Origin of the sequence: Streptomyces sp. NPDC058525 (assembly GCF_042719495.1) — a bacterium.
Classification (GTDB): domain Bacteria; phylum Actinomycetota; class Actinomycetes; order Streptomycetales; family Streptomycetaceae; genus Streptomyces.
The window spans coordinates 1-17,691 of sequence record NZ_JBHXNP010000020.1 but is presented as its reverse complement, the minus strand read 5'-3'; the positions used below and the strand labels follow the sequence as shown (position 1 = coordinate 17,691).

The following is a 17,691-nucleotide window of genomic DNA, read 5'->3' as shown; positions in this document are numbered from 1 at the left end:
ATTGACCCAATTCAGGACCTTCGGCGAAGTCGTCCGACCAGGGGCCTGTCCGCTATGTGATCAACGATTTACACAGAGCGGTCGATAGTTATTCATCGAATACGAGGTGAGTGGCCCACCTCACCTAGGATTTAGCTAGAAACTCTCACTATTTGCACACTTATGTCCGACTAGGGACTTTTGGTGTTTGGGGCCGCGTCTGCCATAGTCGGAACCACGGCTTCCCATTGACCCGAGCGAAGCCCCAACGCCGAGGATCACACCCCAATCGATCCTCGGCGCACCCATGAAGCCCCCGCACCGCCCCACCACGGCGACCAGGGGGCTTCAGGCGTTCTGGCGGTCGGCCACGCGCATCTCGAACCAGGTGATCTTCCCGCGCGGCAGCAGGTCGGCGCCCCAGCGGTCGGACAGCTTGTCGACGAGGAAGAGCCCCCGCCCGGTCGTGTCCATCTCGTGCACCGGCATCAGGCAGGGCAGCCCGCGCGAGGGATCGCGCACCTCCACCCGGATCCAGCCGCGCCGCCGGAGCATGCGTAAGCCGAAGGAGCGGGCCCCGGTGTGGCGGACCGCGTTGCCGACGAGTTCCGAGACCAGCAGGACGGCGTGTTCGGAGATCTGCGGCGAGAGCCCCCAGAGCCGTATCACCACGCACTGGGTGAGCCTGCGGGCGGTGCCGGCCGACTCCGGCATGGACGGCAGGATCACTTCCGCCTCAGCCGGGTTCCCGTACAACTCCAGTGCCTTGAGGCCCTGTTCGTCCTCAAGTGCCGCCGTGAGCCGCACGGCCGAAGCGCTGCTGCGCTGCCGCGGCTGTTCCACACCCTCCAGGCCCGCCATGCACCCATCATGGACGGCCGACCTGCCCCTCCGGGCCGTTCCACGGGAAAAGCCCCTGCGGAATCAACAATTCCGCAGGGGCGCCCTGTCATATGCGAGAGGCAAGCGGAGGCCGGTTGCACCCACCCTGACCAGCGGTGACGCAGTGCTCAGAAGTGATCACCGTGGGTGGATCACCGAATCTGCTTAAGGTTCCCTTAAGGCCTGGCTAATCCACCCGCAGGGGTCATACGAACTTCGCCTTGCCCGGACCCTCTTCGACGAAGCTGCGCATGCCGCGCTCACGGTCCTCCGTGGCGAACAGGCCCGCGAACCAGTTGCGTTCGATGGTGAGCCCGGTGTCGATGTCGGCCTCCAGGCCCGCGTCCACGCACTCCTTGGCGGCGCGCAGCGCGATCGCCGGGCCCTGGGCCAGCTTCGCGGCCCAGGCGTGCGCCTGCTCGTACACCTCGGCCGCGGGGACCACGCGGTCGACCAGGCCCAGCGCGAGCGCCTCGTCGGCCTTGACCATCCGCCCGGTGAAGATGAGGTCCTTGGCCCGGGACGGGCCGATCAGCCGCGACAGCCGCTGCGTACCGCCGGCGCCCGGGATCAGGCCGAGCAGGATCTCGGGCTGGCCGAGCTTCGCGTTGTCGGCGGCGATCCGGTAGTCGGCGCAGAGCGCGAGCTCGCAACCGCCGCCCAGCGCATAGCCGGTGACAGCCGCCACGACGGGCTTGGGGATGCGGGCCACCGCGGTGAAGGCGTCCTGCAGCGCACGGGACCGGGCGATCATCGCCGCGTGGTCCATCGCCTGCATCTCCTTGATGTCCGCGCCCGCCGCGAACACCTTCTCGCCGCCGTAGATGATCACCGCGCGGACGTCGGCCCGGTCGGTGGCCTCCACCGCGAGCTCGCGCAGCCGGTCCTGGGTGGCGATGTCCAGGGCGTTCATGGGCGGCCGGTCCAGGCGGATGGTGCCGACGCCTTCGGAGACTTCGAGAGAGATGGTCATACGGGGAAGGTTAGCGGCGGCTAACGCGCGGTGGCCCGGTGCTGTGTGTCACAGCACCGGGCCACCGGAGTACTACGCGGGGACGGCTACTTGATCCACTCCGCCCAGTCCATGTTCCAGCCGTTGAGGCCGTTGTCCGGGGCGATCTGCTTGTCCTTGGAGTTCTTCACGACGACCACGTCGCCGATCAGCGACTCGTTGTAGAACCAGGCGGCCGGTACGTCGCCGTTGCCGCCGCCGCGCACGTCGCGCAGGCCGACGCAGCCGTGGCTGACGTTCTCCGAGCCGAACGTGCCGGAGGAGGCCCAGTAGTTGCCGTGCACGAAGGTGCCCGAGTTCGACAGCCGCATCGCGTGCGGGACGTCGGGGATGTCGTACTCCCCGCCGAAGCCGACCGTCGCGCCGTTCATCCGCGTGACCTTGTACTTCTCGCTGATGACCATCTGCCCGTTGTAGGTGGTCGTCGACGGGGCGCCCGCGGTGATCGGGATGTTCTTGAGGACCTGGCCGTCGCGGACCACCTGCATCTGCTTGCTGCTCGCGTCGACCGTGGAGACCTGCGAGCGGCCGATGGTGAAGGTGACCGTACGGGTCTGCTTGCCGTAGACGCCCGGGCGGCCTTCGACCCCGTCGAGGGCGAGCTTCACGGTGACCTTGGTGCCCGCGGCCCAGTACTTCTCGGGGCGGAAGTCGAGGCGGTCGTTGCCGAACCAGTGGCCCTCGACCGGTACGGCCGGCTCGGCCGTCACGGTGATGGCCTTCTCGACGGCCTCGGGGTTGGTGATGCCCCGGGTGAAGTTGATCGACACCGGCATGCCCACGCCGACGGTCGAACCGTCCTCGGGCGTGTAGTGCCCGATGAAGGTGTTCGTCGGGGTCAGGGTGGTGAAGGTGGTGTCCTTGGCGGACTCCCGGCCGGCCTCGTCCTTGGCGACCGCGTGCACCTTGTACTCGGTGGCGGAGGCCAGGTGGCGCGAGGGCTCCCAGCTCGCGCCGTCGTCGGCCAGCTTGCCCTCGACCGCGTTGCCCTTGGTGTCGGCGACGGTCACCGTGGTGAGCTTGCCGCCGGTGCTCGTTATCTTCAGGACGCCGCTGGTCGCGACCTCCTTGGAGCCGTCGTCCGGCTTCACGCTGACCACGGCCTTGGAGGCTTCGGTGCCGGTCTTGCCACCGCCCCCGGCGTTGTCGCTCCCGCTGCCGCTGCCGTTGTTGCCTCCGCCGCCGCCGCTGCACGCGGTGGTCAGCAGCAGGGCGGCCCCCAGCAGAAGGGCCGGCAGGCCGGTGCGGACGCGGCCGCGTATCGGCTGCACGTTCACTCTTGTTCTCCCCATGTCCCCCGCGCGCGGGCAGTCGCGCGCTTGCCGACAGGTAATCACATGGGGAGAACACGAAAAGCCACGGTCTTGTCACCGTTCCGTCCCAAGTGCCCGGACGGCGAGCGGCCCTGCGGCGACAGCCTAGTCGTCGGTGCCCGGCTTGGTGCCCCAGACGTAGACGGCGTCCCCTTCCGTGAGCAGGTCCCACAGCCGTGCGGCGTCGGGCACGGAGAGGTTGACGCAGCCGGCCGAACCGCCGTGCGCGTACAGGTCCCCGGGGCGGCCGTGCAGGGCCTGGCCCCCGTCGAAGAACTGCGCGTAGGGCATGGGGGCGTCGTCGTAGAGCGTGGAGACGTGGTCCTTGCTGCGCCAGTACACCTCGTGCCAGCCGGGGCGGGTCTCCTGGTCGTCGCGGCCGGTGCGGATGGGTACGGGCGCGAAGAGGACGCGCCGGTCGCGCTGGACCCAGAGCAGTTGCCGGTCGAGGTCCACGCAGGTCACCCGGTAGGTGCGGACGGGGCAGCCGCCCGCCGCGTTCGGGTCGGGCCGGTGTGGATGGGCCGGTGCGGGTACGCGTCCCGGGGCTCCGCCCCAGACCCTCCCCCAGACTCCGTCCGGGGGGACCCCCACGCCTCAAACGCCGGCGAGGCTGGATTTGGCTACGGCCGGCCTCCAGGTGCGGCTGGATTGACCGGCGAACAGTCCGGCCCGAGCTAATCAATCCAGCCTCAGCCGGGATCATCCAGCCCCGCCGGCGTTTGAGGCGCTGGGGGTCCCCCCGGACGGAGTCTGGGGGAGGGTTCGGGGGCGGAGCCCCTGACGCGGCGGCCGGGTTCAGCGGCGGGCCTAGGTCCAGGGGAAGGCCGGCCGGGCCGCTGGGGCCAGCCAACCCGGCCGGGGCGGGCCCGGCCCGGCGGGTGCGCCGGCGGAGTGACCTCCTCACTCCGCCGGCGCACCCGGGGGCGGCCCGGACCGGCCGGGGACGGCGTCAGGCCCGGGGGCCCTTGGCGTCGTTGGGGTGCTTCGGGTGCTGGGGGTGCTTGGGCTTGTCCTTGCCGTGGTCGCCCTTCCCGTGGTCCCCCTTGCCGTGACCGCCCTTGCCATGGTCTCCCTTGCCGTGGCCGTCGCGCTTGTTCTGGAGCGTGACCACCAGGCGCCGGTCCGGGGTCGTGGCATCCAGCCGCAGCGGGCCGGTCACCCGGTCGGCGGGCAGCACGTAGCCCTCGGGGACCGCCGTCTCCAGCAGGTAGTACCAGCCCTCGGGGAGCGGGCCGAAGTCGCAGACGCCGGTCCGGTCGGTCGCGCAGCCGGCCGCGGCCCTGCGGTCCGGGTTGATGCCGATCGTCTGGAGGCCCTCGGTGTTGTTGGTCTCCTGCCAGACCTCGAAGACCGCGCCGCGCAGCGGGCGGCCGGTCTTGGCGTCCTGCTTGACGATGCGGATCGAGCCCTCGTACTCCTCGCGCTGCGGGGTGTTGGGGACGGTGACGACGATGCCGTCCGCCACGTCGCCCGCGTCGAGGTCGAAGCGGGTGACCGGGTTCGCGGGCGGCTCGTACCCGGGCGGGGTGGCCGTCTCGCGCCAGTAGTAGGTCTGCCCGATCGGCAGCTCCACCGTGCAGATGCCGGTCGGGCCGGTCACGCACACCCCGTCGAGCCGGGTGTCACCGCCCGGCTGGGCGGTCTGGAGCCCGTCCGTGCCGTTGCTTTCCCGCCACAGCTCGAACTCGGCGCCGGCCAGCGGGCGGCCGGTGGCCGCGTCGGTCTTGCGCAGTTCCACCCGGGCGCCGTCCGGCGGCTCGGGGGTGCGCCGGTTGTCCGCCTGGACCCGGACCCCGGCCCCGGCGTTCTCGGCCGTCAGGGTCAGCACGTGGACGGTCTCGGCCGGCAGGTCGTAGCCGAGGGGCGGCTCGGTCTCCCGCCAGTAGTACGTGCCGAGCTCGGCGGTCCGCTCGCAGATGCCGCTCGCCGGCGTGGTGCACTCGGTGACCAGGGTGTCGGCGTTCGGAGCGGAGGTCTGGAGCCCGTCGGTGCCGTTGCTCTCCCGCCACAGCTCGAACTGCGCCCCGGCGAGGGCCGCGCCGGTCTCCGCGTCCCGCTTGAGGACGGACAGCGAGCCGGTGACGGGGGCGGGGCCGCCGCACTCGGGCAGGTCGCCGTTGAAGGGGTAGGAGTGGAACTCCTGGCCGCCGCCCCCGACGGTGTCGCTGCCGTGGGTGACGGAGCCGGTGGTGAAGAAGCGGCCGTTGATGCCGGGCAGGGTGATCGTGGTCTCGGAGCTCTGCTGCCCCATCAGGAAACTGCCCTGGAACTGGCCGCCGCCGGTCAGGTTCACGGTGGTGGCGTCCGGGAAGTTCCACAGCAGCCGGTCGCGGTAGGCGTTCAGCGGGTCGGTGTCCTCGATGCCGCCGCTGTAGGTGTTGATCGTGCGGGTGGCGCCCAGCACGTTCACCAGGACGGTGGCCGTGGCCGGGATGCGGGCGAAGCGGATGCCCTGCTGGCCGCCGCCGTTGCCGACGAGGTTCGCGTCGATGTTGAAGACCTGGAGCGCGGAGGTGAACACCGTCTCGAAGCCGCTGTTGAGGACCGTGCCGGTGGCCGGGCGCGGTTGCCCGTCGACCCTGGCGTAGCACTGGCTGGCGGCGCTGAGCCGGTCGCGCAGGCCCGCGTACGGGGTGACGGCGGCCGGGTCCGGGGTCAGGATCCCGGAGACGAATCCCGTGATGGTGCCGGCGTGCCGGACCCGGCCGCCGTCGGCGAGCAGCCGCTCGCCCGCCGCGACGGTGATGTCCCCGCCGGTGGTGAGGAAGTCGGCGCCGTCGGGCGGCGGCACGAGCGAGCCGGCCCCGACGATCCCGACGTTGTAGCGGCTGTCGCCGCCCGCCAGCTTGTCCTGGTCGAAGTCGCCGAGGACGACGAGGCGGCCCTCGGCCTCGGAGGCCCGTCCCCTGACCCGGAAGTCGCCGCCGGCGAAGATGTTGATGCCGTTGTCCCGGCCCACCGGGATCCCGCCCGTGCCGATGGGCGGGTACGGGTCGGGGCAGCGCCCCGGGACGCAGGGGCCCAGGCCGTCGGGCAGCGGCGCCCGGGCGGCGGGCGCCGCCGGTCGTTCGCCCCCGGGACCCGCCGCGAGGGCGGTGGGCGCGGCCGAGGCCAGTACGGCCCCGACCGCCAGCCCGAGGGCCCATTTCCTAGCTGACATGACGCTCCGTCCGTTACGCGCTGCCCAGATGTGCCCTGACAGGCTGGAGGCAGGCGTCGGCGGGCGCCGCGAGGACACTCCCCGCTACGGCATTCCGATCACACGAATCACTCTTCCGTGCAGCGGTCAGGCGATGGCGGAGCCGGCGACCCAGTCCGCCCAGGACATGTTCCAGCCGCCCAGGCCGTTGTTCGGGGCCACCGTCTTGTCCTGCGAGTTGACGACCTCCACCACGTCCCCGACGAGGGTCCGGTCGAAGAACCAGCCGGCCGGGGTGTCCGAGCCGCCGCCCTTGTCGTCGCGCAGGCCCACGCACCCGTGGCTCACGTTGGCCGAGCCGAAGGTGTCGGGGCTGACCCAGTAGTTGCCGTGCAGGAAGGTCCCGGAGGAGGTCAGCCGCATGGCGTGCGGGACGTCGGGGATGTCGTACTCCCCGCCGAAACCGACGGTCTGGCCGTTCATGCGGGTGACGTCGAAGAGCTCCATCACCACCATCTTCCCGTTGTAGGTGGTGGTCTTGGGCGCTCCGGCGGTGATCGGCAGGGACTGGAGCAGCTTGCCGTCCCGGCGGACCTCCATGGTGTGCTCGGCCGCGTCCACGGTGGAGATCTGGGAGCGGCCCACGGTGAAGGTGATCGTCTTGTCCTGGATGCCGTAGGAGCCGGGCGCGCCCTCGATGTCGCGCAGGTCCATCTTCACGGTGACCTCGGTGCCGGCCTTCCAGTACGTCTTGGGCCGGAAGTCGAGCCGCTCCTTGCCGAACCAGTGGCCGACGATCTCCACGGGCGGGTTCGAGGTGACGGTGATGGCCCGCTCCACCTCGGCGCGTCGTGTGACGGCCCGGCTGAAGTTGAAGGAGACGATCATGCCGGTGCCGACGGTGGAGCGGTTCTCCGGCTTGAAGTAGCCGATGAACCGCTCCTCGGGAACGTAGGTGGTGAAGGTGGTGTGGCGGGCCTGGCGGCGGTCGTGTCCGTCGAGTGCGACGACGTCCACGGTGTACTTGGCCGCGAGCGAGAGCCGGGCGGACTCCGGGTCGGGGCTCCAGCTGAGCCCGTCCTCGGCGATCGCGCCCGGAACCCGCTCCTCCTGCGCGTCCTCCACCTTGGTGACCACGACGCGCTCCAGCCTGCCCTCGGGGACGGTCACGCCGAGGCGTCCGTCGGCGGGCACCCCCTTGGCGTTGTCGTCGGGGGTGATCCGGATGGCCTCGTCCGGCGAGCGGGGTTTGCCGGGCAGTGCGATCTCGACCGGGGAGCGGCCGTCCTCGGTGCATCCGGCCAGGCCGCCGAGCAGGCCCGCCCATGCCGCCACGGCGGCCAAGCCCGCCCCTGCCCGCCTCGTCAGAAGTGTCACGCCCCTCCAACGACCGGGGCCCTCCGGGGGAAACGTGAGCGGCGCGGACGTTCCGGGCACAACAGTCCGGGCAGAACAGTGTGAAGGACCAGACGGGGACGGGCCCGGGCCGGGACGCCGGGGCCGCACTCCCCTCCCCCGCAGGTACCCAGGAGCCGTGGAGGCGGGCAGTGTCGAGCGCAGCCGAGCAGGAAGAGGCGGTGGAAGCCGTCGGGAACGTGGTGGACGCCGCGAATCCGGTGGACACCGAGAGCGCGGTCCGGGGCGGCGGTCTGACCGCGCCGGTGCCGAACGGGCAGGTCAGGGGCCAGATTTTACGGACGTCCGGGCGGCCGGGGCCGCCGGTGTGGCCCGGTTCCTCGCATCCGCTGGGGGCCCGGTTCCACCAGGGTCCGGACGGGACCGCGGGCACCAACTTCGCGCTGTGGGCGCAGGGCGCGGAGGCGGTGGAGGTGTGCCTGTTCGACGGGAGCGGGGCCGAGACCCGCTGCGCCCTGACGGAGCTCACGCACGAGATCTGGCACGGCTTCGTGCCGGGCGTGCGCCCCGGGCAGCGGTACGGATTTCGGGTGCACGGGCGCTGGGACCCGTGGACGGGCGCCCGTTACAACCCGTCGAAGCTGCTGCTGGACCCGTACGCCCGGGCCGTGGACGGTGAGTTCGGCCTGCCGCCCGAGGTGTACGGGCACGTCCGGGACTGGCCGCAGCAGTACATCGCCGACACGGTGCGCGACGACCGGGACTCGGCGCCGTCCGTGCCCAAGGGGGTCGTCGTCCACGATGACGACGACTGGGCGGACGACGTCCGGCCGAAGACCCCGTGGGCGGACTCGGTGATCTACGAGCTGCACGTGCGCGGCTTCACGATGCGCCATCCCGGGATCCCCGCCGAACTGCGCGGCACGTACGCGGGCCTGGCCCATCCGGCGGCCGTCGAGCACCTGGTGAAGCTGGGCGTGACGGCGGTCGAGCTGCTGCCGGTGCACCAGTTCGCGCACGAGGACCACCTGTTGCGGCGCGGGCTGCGCAACTACTGGGGCTACAACTCGGTCGGCTACTTCGCGCCGCACGCGGGCTATTCGTCGAGCGGTACGGCGGGCCAGCAGGTCGGGGAGTTCAAGCGGATGGTGCGGGCCCTGCACGCGGCGGGGATCGAGGTCATCCTCGACGTGGTCTACAACCACACGGCGGAGGCGGGCGAGCTCGGTCCGACGCTGTCCCTGCGCGGGATCGACAACCGGGGCTACTACCGGCTCCAGTCCGACCAGCGCCGGTACGCCGACTACACGGGCTGCGGGAACACCCTGCACGCGGGGCGCCCGCACGTGCTGCGCCTGATCACCGACTCGCTGCGGTACTGGGTGACGGAGATGGGGGTGGACGGCTTCCGCTTCGACCTGGCGGCGGCGCTGGCCCGTTCGATGCACGACGTGGACATGCTGTCGCCGTTCCTGGCGGTGATCGCCCAGGACCCGGTGCTGCGGCGGGTCAAGCTGATCGCGGAGCCCTGGGACGTGGGTGCGGGCGGCTACCAGGTGGGGGCCTTCCCTCCGCTGTGGACGGAGTGGAACGACCGGTACCGGGATGCCGTACGGGACTTCTGGCGGGGTGCGCTGCCCGACGTACGGGACCTCGGGTACCGGCTGTCGGGGTCGAGCGACCTCTACGCCTGGGGCGGGCGGCGGCCGTACGCCTCGGTGAACTTCGTGACCGCGCACGACGGGTTCACGCTGCGGGACCTGGTGTCCTACGAGCGCAAGCACAACGAGGCGAACGGGGAGGCGGGACGGGACGGGACGAACGACAACCGGTCGTGGAACTGCGGGGTGGAGGGCGATCCGCCGGAGGGCACGGACGCCCGGATCGCCGCGCTGCGGCGGCGGCAGCTGCGCAACCTGCTCACGACCCTGCTGCTGTCGACGGGGGTGCCGATGCTCGTCGCGGGGGACGAGTTCGGGCGCACCCAGGGCGGCAACAACAACGCGTACTGCCAGGACAACGAGACGGGTTGGGTGGACTGGTCCCTGCTGGAGGATCCCGCGTGGCGGGAGCTGTTCGCGCTGACCGCGCGGCTGATCTCGCTGCGCCAGGCCCATCCGGTGCTGCGGCGGCGGGCGTTCTTCTCCGGCCGGCCGCAGGGGGTGGACGGGCTGCGGGACTTGGCCTGGTTCACGCCCGCGGGGGCGGAGATGACGGAGCGGGACTGGTACGCGCCGGCCGCCGCGCTCGGGATGTACCTGTCGGGGCGGGACATCCCGGGCCGTGACGAGCGGGGCCGCCAGGTGACGGACGACAGCTTCCTGGCGCTGCTGCACACCGGGGACCGGCCGGTGCCGTGGGTGCTGCCGGGGCCGCCGTGGGCCGAGGTGTACGAACTGGTGCTGGACACCTCGCGCGAGGCGCAGTCCGAGGCCCCGCTCACCCGGCACCGGGGCGGTGAGACCCTGACGGTGCCGGCCCGTTCGGTGCTGCTGCTGAGGGTGGCGGGGTAGGAAATCTCAGCCGTTCTCAGCAGTTTCAGCCGTTTTCGACCTGGAGCAGCATCCGCTTGAGGAGGGCGGAGAGGGCCGCCTGTTCGGCGGGGGCGAACGGTGCGAGCATCGCCCGCTCGGCGACCCCGCGCAGGCGCATCGCCGCCGCCCAGCGGGTGCGGCCCTCGTCGGTGAGTTCGACGTCGACCCGGCGGCGGTCCTCGGCCGTGCGCAGGCGGCGGATCAGGCCGGACTTCTCCAGGGTGTCGAGGCGGCCGGTCATGCCGGCGGGCGAGAGGAGGAGTTCGGCGGCGAGTTCGGACGGGGTGGCCCGGGCGGCGGGGCCGCGGGAGGCGAGGCGGTGCAGGGTCTCGAACTCGAAGGCCTGGAGGCCGGTCTCGGCCAGGGCGCGGTCCTTGGCGTGGCCCACGTGCTTGGCGAGGAGCTGGATGCGGGTGATGACCTCTTCGGTGCCGACGTCGAAGGGGACGATGCCGCTCCAGCGGGCGATGTGCCGGTCGACCGAGTCCTCTGCGTCCATGGCCGCAGTATCGCACCCGGGGCCATGTATTTCGTTGACGAATGATTCGCTGGCGAAATATTCTCCCCTGTCATGACCCCGATCATCTGGCGGCTGCTGGCCGGGCGCACCTTCGCGGCCTTCGCCACCGCCCTCATCCCCACCACCCTGACGCTGGCACTCGTACGGACCGGCTCCGCCGGGGACCTCGGCCTCGTGCTCGCCTGCGAGCTGCTGCCGATGCTGCTCCTGCTGCCCGTCGCCGGGGTGGCCGCCGACCGGTTCCCGGCGCGGCGGGTGGTCCTGGTGGCCGACCTCGTACGGGCGGCCGCCCAGCTGGCGACCGGGTACGTGCTGATGGCCGGCCCCGCGGACGTCCCCCGCCTGGCCGTGCTCGCGGCCGTGACCGGGGCCGCCGTGGCCTTCGGCACCCCGTCCGCGCGCACGCTCGTCGCCGCCGCGGTCCCCGAGGACGGGCGGCTGCGCGTCAACACCCGGCTCGGCGTGGCCACCGGGCTCGCGCAGATCGCGGCGCCGGCCGCCGCCGGCGTGCTGATGCTGGCCATCGGCGCGGGCTGGTCCTCGCTGCTCACCGGCGTGCTCTTCCTGATCTCCGCGCTGACCCTCGGCCGGCTGCCCGTGACCCCGGTCCCGCGCAGCACGCCGCGCGGCTCCTTCGGCGCGGAGCTGCGCGGGGGCTGGGCCGAGACCCGGCGCCACCCGTGGTTCCTCGCCAACGTGCTGGCCCACGGGGCCTGGCACCTGGCGGCCGGACTGCTGCTCACCCTGGGACCGCTGATCGCCGTGGAGAGCCTGGGCGGGGAGACCTCCTGGGTGGTGATCGCCCAGGTCGGCACGGTCGGGATGCTGGCCGGCGTGTGGGCCGCCGGCCGGCTGCCCGTCCGCCGGCCGCTGTACGCGGTGGCCTTCGGGGCCGCCGTCCAGGCCCTGCCGCTCACCGCGTTCGCGCTGCGGCTGCCGCTCCCGGTGACCGCGGCCGCGTTCTGCTGCTCGATGTTCGGCCTGGGGGTGCTGAGCCCGCTGTGGGAGACGGAGATGCAGCGCCGCATCCCGCTGGAAGCCCTGGGCCGGGTCGGCTCCTTCGACACCCTGATCTCCTTCGCCGCCCGCCCGCTGGGCCTGGCGGCGGCCGCTCCGCTCGCCGCCGTCGCCGGCACCACGGCCCCGCTGCTGGCCGCCGCCGTGCTGACCGCCGCCGCGAACCTGTCCGTACTGCTGCTCCCGGACGTGCGCGAACGCCCCGGACGGGAGTCCGCTTTCGCCCTGCGATGATGTGTTCGACATCGTCGCTGAGGGGGCCGTGCATGGGCAGAGTCGGATTCGCGCTGCGGGAGCTGCGCGGGGCGCAGAAATCGGCGAAGGGGGTGTCGCTCTACTCGCGGTTCGTGAACCGGCCGACCGGGCGGTACCTGGCCGCCGGGTCGTACGCGCTCGGGCTCACCCCGAACCAGGTGACGCTGGTCAGCGCCGCCTTCAGCTTCGCCGCCGCCGCGGCGGTCGCGCTGTGCGCGCCCTCCTGGGGGCTGGGGATCGCCGTGTGGGCCGCGCTCGCCGTGGGCTTCGCCTTCGACTCCGCCGACGGCCAGCTGGCCCGGCTGCGGGGCAGCGGAAGCGCCGCGGGCGAGTGGCTCGACCACGTCGTGGACTGCGCCAAGCTGACCGCGCTGCACTCGTGCGTGCTGATCGCGTTCTACCGCTTCCCGGAGGCCTACGGGACGGGCGGGGACGGCTGGCTGCTGGTGCCGCTGGGCTTCCAGTTCGCCGCGATCGTGACCTTCTTCGGCGGGCTGCTGACCGAGAAGCTCAAGCCCCGGCCGGCTCCGGGCAGCCCCGCCGCCGCGCCGTCGACCCTCCGCGCGGTGGCGTTGCTCCCCGTGGACTACGGGGTGTTCTGCCTGGTGTTCGTACTGCTCGGCGGCGGGGAGCTGTTCGCTCGCGCGTACGCCGCCTTCGGAGCGGTGGCCGGGCTGTTCCTGCTGGCGTTCCTCGTGAAGTGGTTCCGGGAGCTCAGCGCCGTTCGGCGGTGAACGGCTCCGCCGCCGCGAGGGGTTCGGCGAGCGCGTCCAGCGCCCGGCGCAGCTGGGTGCTGGAGGTGTGCACGGTGTACGGGAAGTACACGACGTCCACGCCGTGGGTCGCGAAGTCCTTCTCGAGCTTGTCGCCCTTGGGTGTGCCCCGCCAGTCGTCGCCCTTGAAGATCACGTCGAAGCGCACCTGCTTCCACGTCTCGACCTTGTCCGGGACCGTCTCGACGAAGGCCGCGTCGACGTACTTCACGCTGCGGACGATCTCCAGCCGTTCGACGAGCGGGATCATCGGGCGGCGCCCCTTGGCCAGTTCGGCCATCTCGTCGGAGACGACTCCGGCCACCAGGTAGTCGCACTGACTGCGGGCGTGCCGAAGGATATTGAGATGACCGATATGGAACAGATCGTACGCACCCGGCGCATAGCCGACTCGGTACGGCCTGCGCGCGGGCGCGCCAAGTTCGGACATATCCCGCTCCGTCATCTGTTACCCCCCAGCGGCCACACCCCCCGGTGTGGCGGATTAGCAGACAATAGCGTGCACGTTCCGCAGCACGCGGGTGAACGAATAGGGTGACGTGCGCATCATCCAGGGGAGAAGGGGACGCTCAGTGTCCATATCCGGTCACCGGCGCCTGCTGCTGGTCTCCACCAACTACGCGCCCGAACACGCGGGAATCGGGCCGTACGCCACCCAGATCGCGGAACACTGGGCGACTGATCTCGGCCACGAGACCCATGTCCTCGCGGGAATGCCACACTACCCGGCGTGGTCGCTCGAGCCGGAGTACAAAGGGGCGCTCCGGCGCACGGAACAGCGCGCGGGTGTCACCGTGCACCGGCGTGCGCACACCGTGCCGCAGGTCCAGACCGCCGTGAAGCGGGCCCTGTTCGAAGGATCGATTCTGCTGCACGGCGCCGCGGCCCCGCCCCGGATGCCGAAGCCGGACGCGGTCATGGCCCAGATGCCCAGCCTGGCCGGCGGGGTGCTGGCCGCCCGGCTCGCGGCCCGCTGGAAGGTGCCGTACGTCCCGGTCGTCCAGGACCTGATGGGCGCCGCCGCCGCGCAGAGCGGGATCAGCGGCGGCGACAAGGCGGCCGCGATCGCCGGCCGCGCCGAGGCGTACGCGCTGAAGCGGGCCACCCTCGTCGGAGTCATCCACGAGACCTTCGTGGACCGGGTCGTCGGCATGGGCGTGGACCCGGCCAGGATCCGCCTGGTCCCCAACTGGTCCCACGTGGCCGAGCCCACCAAGCCGCGCGGCGAGACCCGCCGCCACCTCGGCTGGGCCCCGGACCAGACGGTCGTCCTGCACTCCGGGAACATGGGCCTCAAGCAGGGCCTCGAAGTGCTCGTGGCGGCCGCCCGGCTCGACCCCCGTGTCCGCTTCGTCCTGATGGGTGACGGCAGCCAGCGCTCGGCCCTCGCCGAACTGTCAGCCGATGTACCGAATCTGGACATCATCCCCCCTGCCGCTGACGGCGAGTTCCCGGATATCCTCGCGGCGGCGGACGTACTCGCGGTCACGCAGCACGCCGCCGTCATGGACATGAGCGTTCCCTCGAAGCTCACCTCCTACTTCCGGGCCGGCCGGCCCGTCGTCGCCTCCGTGGCGGCGGAGGGCGGGACCGCCCAGGAGGTGGAGCGCTCGGGAGCAGGGGTGCTCGTACAGCCCGAGGACCCCGAAGCCCTGCTGAAGGCCGTACGGGTCCTGGCCGAGGACCCCGAGGGCGCGGACGCACTGGGAGCGGCCGGGCCCCGCCACGTGGCGGCGCACCTGAGCCGTGAAGCGGGCCTGGCCCGCATCGACGCACTGATGGACGAAGCACTTGGGGGTCCCCGGCCGTGATCGAGACGAACCGCCCGGCAGCGGCACCGGCCGAGGACGAACCCGATCTCCTCCGCGACCAGTTCCGGCAGCTCCTGCGCTACCGCCGGCTGCTCGGCGCGGGCATCGGGATAGGCCTGCTGGGCGGCGTCTACCTCGGCGTCTCCACCGCCGACACCTACGTCGCGACGGCCGACGTGGTGCTGCGCGCGCCCACCGACGACCCCTTCAACCCGAGCCTCGCCCCCGACAAGGCGATCAACATCGGCTCGGAGCGCCAGGTCGCGCTCAGCTCCTCCACAGCCAACGAGGCGGCGAAGAAGCTCGGTGTCTCCGCCTCCGGCTTCGCCGCCCTGCGCAGCGGGCTCCAGGTGACCAACCCGCCGCAGTCGATGGTGCTCCGCTTCACCTACACCGCGTCCTCCCCCAAGGAGGCCGCCAAGCGCGCCAACGCGATGACCGAGGCGTACCTGCTCAAGCGGCAGGAAGCCCTCGACGTCACCCGCGACAAGATGGTCAAGGGCTACCAGGACCAGCGCGATCCGGTGGCCAAGCAGCTCGACGAGCTGGTCAAGCAGATCAACTCGATGCCGGCGGGCCCCGGCCGCGACGCCGCCTACTCCTCCAAGACCGACCTGCAGAGCAAGGTCAACACGCTCAACAGCAACATCGCCAAGCTCGAGGCCCTGGACATGTCCCCGGGCCGGGTCACCAGCGCCGCGACCGCGCCCCCCGGGGCCGACGGCCCCGGCATCGTGATGTCGCTCGCGCTCGGCGCGGCCGTGGGCCTCGCGCTCGGCCTGCTGGCCGCCTGGGTCCGGCTCGTCTTCGACCCGGCGCCGCGCTCCGAGGGCGACGTGGCCCGGGCCCTGCGCGCGCCGGTCCTCGGCTACCTGCCCCGCGACCGGACCGGCGGCGGGCCGCTGCTCGCCGCGGGCGAGGCCGATCCGCGGCTCGCGGAGGAGTACCGGTCGGTGGCCTTCCGGCTCGCCTACGACGCCCGCTTCGCCGACCGGCGCCGGCTGCTCGTCGTCGCCCCGCGCGGCAGCAGCGAGACCGCCGCCGCGGTGGCCGTGAACCTCGGCGCCTCCTTCGCGGAGACCGGCAAGGACGTCCTGCTCATCGAGGCCGACCTGCGCACCCCCGTACTGGCCAGCCAGCTGCCGACCGACGCGGGCGGCCGGCCGCGCTGGAGCCAGACCCCGGGCAGCCCGAAGGGCGGCGGGCGCCACGCGGACTCCGAGTGGCCCGACGGACGCCAGCTCGTCGTGGACGCCGGGGAGTCCGGCTCCTTCGACCTGATCCCGGGCGAGCGCGCGCGCAACGTGCCGCGCGCCCTGACGTCCGCCCGCGCCACCCGGCTGATCTCCGAGGCCGACTCCCCCAACTCCACCGTCGTCGTGCTCGCGCCGCCGGTGCTCTCGTACGCCGACGCCCTCGCCCTCGTCGACCGCGTGGACGGCGTCCTGGTCGTCTGCGACCCGCGCGCCGTCCACCGCTCCGACCTGTCCCGGATCCGCGAACTGATCAGCGGAGCCGGCGGGACGGTCCTCGGCGCGGTGCTGCACGCCCCGCTGCCCGGCGAGAAGCGCGGCCGCGGCAAGGGCAAGGGCGCCACCGCCCCCTCGCCCGCACCCGCTCCGTCACCGGCCGCACCGCAGCCGCTGACCCGCGAGGCGGCCGAGCCGGAACAGCACATCCCGGGCGACGGCACCGACACGGTCGCACTGCGCACCGTCCGCATGGGCCGGAGATGAGCCGGGGCAAACTCGCCGCCGTCTCCTCGGTCCTGGACCAGGCCGCCTCCAGCGCCACCAACATCCTGGTGCTGGTGCTGGCCGCCCGGCTGTCGTCGGCGGCCGGGTTCGCCGCCTTCTCGATGGTGTACGTGACGTTCACCGTCCTGCTGGGACTGAGCATGGCCTACGTCGGCCAGAGCCTGGTCCTGGAGAAGGCCGGCGAACGGCTCGGCGCGGCCTGCCGGTCGGCCGTGGGCTTCACCGCGGCCGCCTCGGGGGCCGTCGGCGCGGTGCTCGCGGTGCTGGGCCTGCTGCTCGGCGGGGCCGGCGGTACGGCCTTCCTCGCGCTGGGCCTCGTACTGCCGTTGGTGCTCGTACAGGACGGGCTGCGCTACTGCTTCTCGGCGCTGCGCGCCCCCGAGCGGGCGCTGGCCGCCGACGCGCTGCGGCTGGTGTGCGTGGTCGCGGCGCTGGCGGTGCAGCCTTCCGGGGCTTCGGCGGGGCGGCTGGTGCTCGTGTGGGGCCTGTCCGCGCTGCCCGCGCTGGGGCTGGGCCTGTGGCTGCTGCGGCCGTACGTACGCGGCGCGCGGGCGGACCTGCGGCCCTACCTGCGGCGCGGGCACCTGGGGCAGCGGTTCGTGGTCGAGTTCGCGGTGGGCAACGGCTCCAGCCAGCTCGCGGTGCTGGGCCTCGGCGTCTTCGCGACGCCGCTGGCCGTGGGCGCGCTGCGGGGGGCCACGACCCTGTTCGGGCCGCTGAACGTGCTGTTCAACTCGGCGAACTCGTTCGCGCCGCCGGTGCTGTCGCGGCTCGGCGGGGGCCGGCGCGCGGTGGTACGGGCAACGGCCTCGCTGGGCCTGCTGCTGGCGGCGGTCGGCGCGGGCTGGGCGACGGTCCTGGCCCTGCTGCCGGACCGGCTGGGCCGCGAACTGCTGGGCGACACCTGGGCCTCGGCGGCGGCGCTGCTGCCGGCGACGGGGGCGCAGTACGCGGTGATGGGCCTGGGCACGGCCGGCCTGCTGACGCTGCGCGTCCTGGCCCCGAAGGCCACGCTGTCGGTGCAGGTGGTCTTCTCTCTGCTGTCCGTGGCCTTGCTGCTCGGCGGGTACGCGGTGTGGGGCCCGCTCGGCGCGGCCTGGGGCCTCGCGGCCGGCTCAGCCCTCAAAGCCACGGCCGCCTGGCACCGAGCCGCCACCCTCCCGACCCCGCTCCCGGTCCCGGCCGCCTGACCCGCCACAACCCCTGGGGCTCCGCCCCAGACCCCGCGCCTCAAACGCCGGCGAGGCTGGGTGTGCCCGGCAAGGCGGGATGAGCTCGGCCTTGGCCCTTTGGGCGTTTTCGACTCGCACCTGGCAGACAGCACCAGCCAAATCCAGCCC

Annotated in this window: 13 protein-coding genes and 1 pseudogene; 6 read left to right on the top strand and 8 right to left on the bottom strand. The window is 72.5% G+C overall.

Features of this window, described 5'->3' with window-relative positions:
* Window positions 1-327 precede the first annotated feature (327 nt).
* From ACFWP3_RS12705 to ACFWP3_RS12680, 6 genes and pseudogenes are all read right to left on the bottom strand, one after another.
* The gene (locus tag ACFWP3_RS12705; RefSeq protein WP_384219492.1) at window positions 328-840 is read right to left on the bottom strand and encodes an ATP-binding protein; all 513 of its coding nucleotides are present in this window, start codon (window positions 838-840) and stop codon (window positions 328-330) included.
* A gap of 226 nt (window positions 841-1,066) precedes the next feature.
* The gene (locus ACFWP3_RS12700; RefSeq protein WP_384219490.1) at window positions 1,067-1,834 is read right to left on the bottom strand and encodes an enoyl-CoA hydratase/isomerase family protein; all 768 of its coding nucleotides are present in this window, start codon (window positions 1,832-1,834) and stop codon (window positions 1,067-1,069) included.
* An 86-nt stretch (window positions 1,835-1,920) separates the two neighbouring features.
* Entirely contained in the window at window positions 1,921-3,150 is a 1,230-nt protein-coding gene (locus ACFWP3_RS12695; protein WP_384219487.1) for an Ig-like domain-containing protein, read from the bottom strand.
* Window positions 3,151-3,291: 141 nt separating this feature from the next.
* Window positions 3,292-3,696: pseudogene (locus ACFWP3_RS12690) on the bottom strand (L,D-transpeptidase); the annotation flags it as partial.
* 442 nt (window positions 3,697-4,138) lie between these two features.
* Window positions 4,139-6,349 (bottom strand): choice-of-anchor A family protein, encoded by a 2,211-nt coding sequence (locus tag ACFWP3_RS12685; RefSeq protein WP_384219484.1) that lies wholly within the window; start codon window positions 6,347-6,349, stop codon window positions 4,139-4,141.
* Between the two features lie 126 nt (window positions 6,350-6,475).
* The gene (locus ACFWP3_RS12680) at window positions 6,476-7,696 is read right to left on the bottom strand and encodes an Ig-like domain-containing protein (protein ID WP_384219639.1); all 1,221 of its coding nucleotides are present in this window, start codon (window positions 7,694-7,696) and stop codon (window positions 6,476-6,478) included.
* A 179-nt stretch (window positions 7,697-7,875) separates the two neighbouring features.
* Here ACFWP3_RS12680 and glgX point away from each other — a divergent pair, with 179 nt between their 5' ends.
* Window positions 7,876-10,197, top strand: a complete 2,322-nt coding sequence (gene glgX / locus ACFWP3_RS12675) for a glycogen debranching protein GlgX (RefSeq protein ID WP_384219482.1) — start codon at window positions 7,876-7,878, stop codon at window positions 10,195-10,197.
* A 25-nt stretch (window positions 10,198-10,222) separates the two neighbouring features.
* On the opposite strand, the gene ACFWP3_RS12670 is transcribed toward glgX, so the two are convergent.
* Window positions 10,223-10,717, bottom strand: a complete 495-nt coding sequence (locus ACFWP3_RS12670) for a MarR family winged helix-turn-helix transcriptional regulator (RefSeq protein ID WP_384219479.1) — start codon at window positions 10,715-10,717, stop codon at window positions 10,223-10,225.
* A gap of 72 nt (window positions 10,718-10,789) precedes the next feature.
* Between ACFWP3_RS12670 and ACFWP3_RS12665 the strand changes: the two genes are divergently transcribed.
* A complete protein-coding gene (locus ACFWP3_RS12665) occupies window positions 10,790-11,989 on the top strand; it encodes an MFS transporter (RefSeq protein WP_384219477.1) in 1,200 nt (399 codons plus the stop codon).
* Window positions 11,990-12,021: 32 nt separating this feature from the next.
* A complete protein-coding gene (locus ACFWP3_RS12660; RefSeq protein ID WP_384219475.1) occupies window positions 12,022-12,744 on the top strand; it encodes a CDP-alcohol phosphatidyltransferase family protein in 723 nt (240 codons plus the stop codon).
* Here ACFWP3_RS12660 and ACFWP3_RS12655 read toward each other — a convergent pair.
* A complete protein-coding gene (locus tag ACFWP3_RS12655; RefSeq protein WP_384219473.1) occupies window positions 12,725-13,213 on the bottom strand; it encodes an adenylyltransferase/cytidyltransferase family protein in 489 nt (162 codons plus the stop codon). The two genes, ACFWP3_RS12660 and ACFWP3_RS12655, sit on opposite strands and share 20 nt — an antisense overlap.
* 172 nt (window positions 13,214-13,385) lie before the next feature.
* On the opposite strand from ACFWP3_RS12655, the gene ACFWP3_RS12650 reads away from it, so the two are divergent.
* Genes ACFWP3_RS12650 through ACFWP3_RS12640 form a run of 3 tightly spaced genes read left to right on the top strand, consistent with a single transcriptional unit; the run spans window position 13,386 to window position 17,541 of the window.
* Window positions 13,386-14,594 carry a glycosyltransferase family 4 protein gene (locus ACFWP3_RS12650; RefSeq protein ID WP_384219637.1) on the top strand — a complete coding sequence of 403 codons (1,209 nt, stop codon included), beginning with the start codon at window positions 13,386-13,388 and terminating at the stop codon, window positions 14,592-14,594.
* The gene (locus ACFWP3_RS12645; protein ID WP_384219471.1) at window positions 14,591-16,330 is read left to right on the top strand and encodes a lipopolysaccharide biosynthesis protein; all 1,740 of its coding nucleotides are present in this window, start codon (window positions 14,591-14,593) and stop codon (window positions 16,328-16,330) included. Before ACFWP3_RS12650 ends, ACFWP3_RS12645 begins: the two co-directional genes overlap by 4 nt.
* Window positions 16,327-17,541 (top strand): hypothetical protein, encoded by a 1,215-nt coding sequence (locus tag ACFWP3_RS12640; protein WP_384219470.1) that lies wholly within the window; start codon window positions 16,327-16,329, stop codon window positions 17,539-17,541. Before ACFWP3_RS12645 ends, ACFWP3_RS12640 begins: the two co-directional genes overlap by 4 nt.
* The last annotated feature ends 150 nt before the right edge of the window (window positions 17,542-17,691 follow it).

What these genes read in the sequence shown, in the direction of transcription:
- ACFWP3_RS12705 (WP_384219492.1), bottom strand. Translation starts at nt 840, where the DNA reads ATGGCGGGCCTGGAGGGTGTGGAACAGCCGCGGCAGCGCAGCAGCGCT.
- ACFWP3_RS12700 (WP_384219490.1), bottom strand. Translation starts at nt 1,834, where the DNA reads ATGACCATCTCTCTCGAAGTCTCCGAAGGCGTCGGCACCATCCGCCTG.
- ACFWP3_RS12685 (WP_384219484.1), bottom strand. Translation starts at nt 6,349, where the DNA reads ATGTCAGCTAGGAAATGGGCCCTCGGGCTGGCGGTCGGGGCCGTACTG.
- ACFWP3_RS12670 (WP_384219479.1), bottom strand. Translation starts at nt 10,717, where the DNA reads ATGGACGCAGAGGACTCGGTCGACCGGCACATCGCCCGCTGGAGCGGC.
- ACFWP3_RS12665 (WP_384219477.1), top strand. Translation starts at nt 10,790, where the DNA reads ATGACCCCGATCATCTGGCGGCTGCTGGCCGGGCGCACCTTCGCGGCC.
- ACFWP3_RS12660 (WP_384219475.1), top strand. Translation starts at nt 12,022, where the DNA reads ATGGGCAGAGTCGGATTCGCGCTGCGGGAGCTGCGCGGGGCGCAGAAA.
- ACFWP3_RS12655 (WP_384219473.1), bottom strand. Translation starts at nt 13,213, where the DNA reads ATGTCCGAACTTGGCGCGCCCGCGCGCAGGCCGTACCGAGTCGGCTAT.
- ACFWP3_RS12640 (WP_384219470.1), top strand. Translation starts at nt 16,327, where the DNA reads ATGAGCCGGGGCAAACTCGCCGCCGTCTCCTCGGTCCTGGACCAGGCC.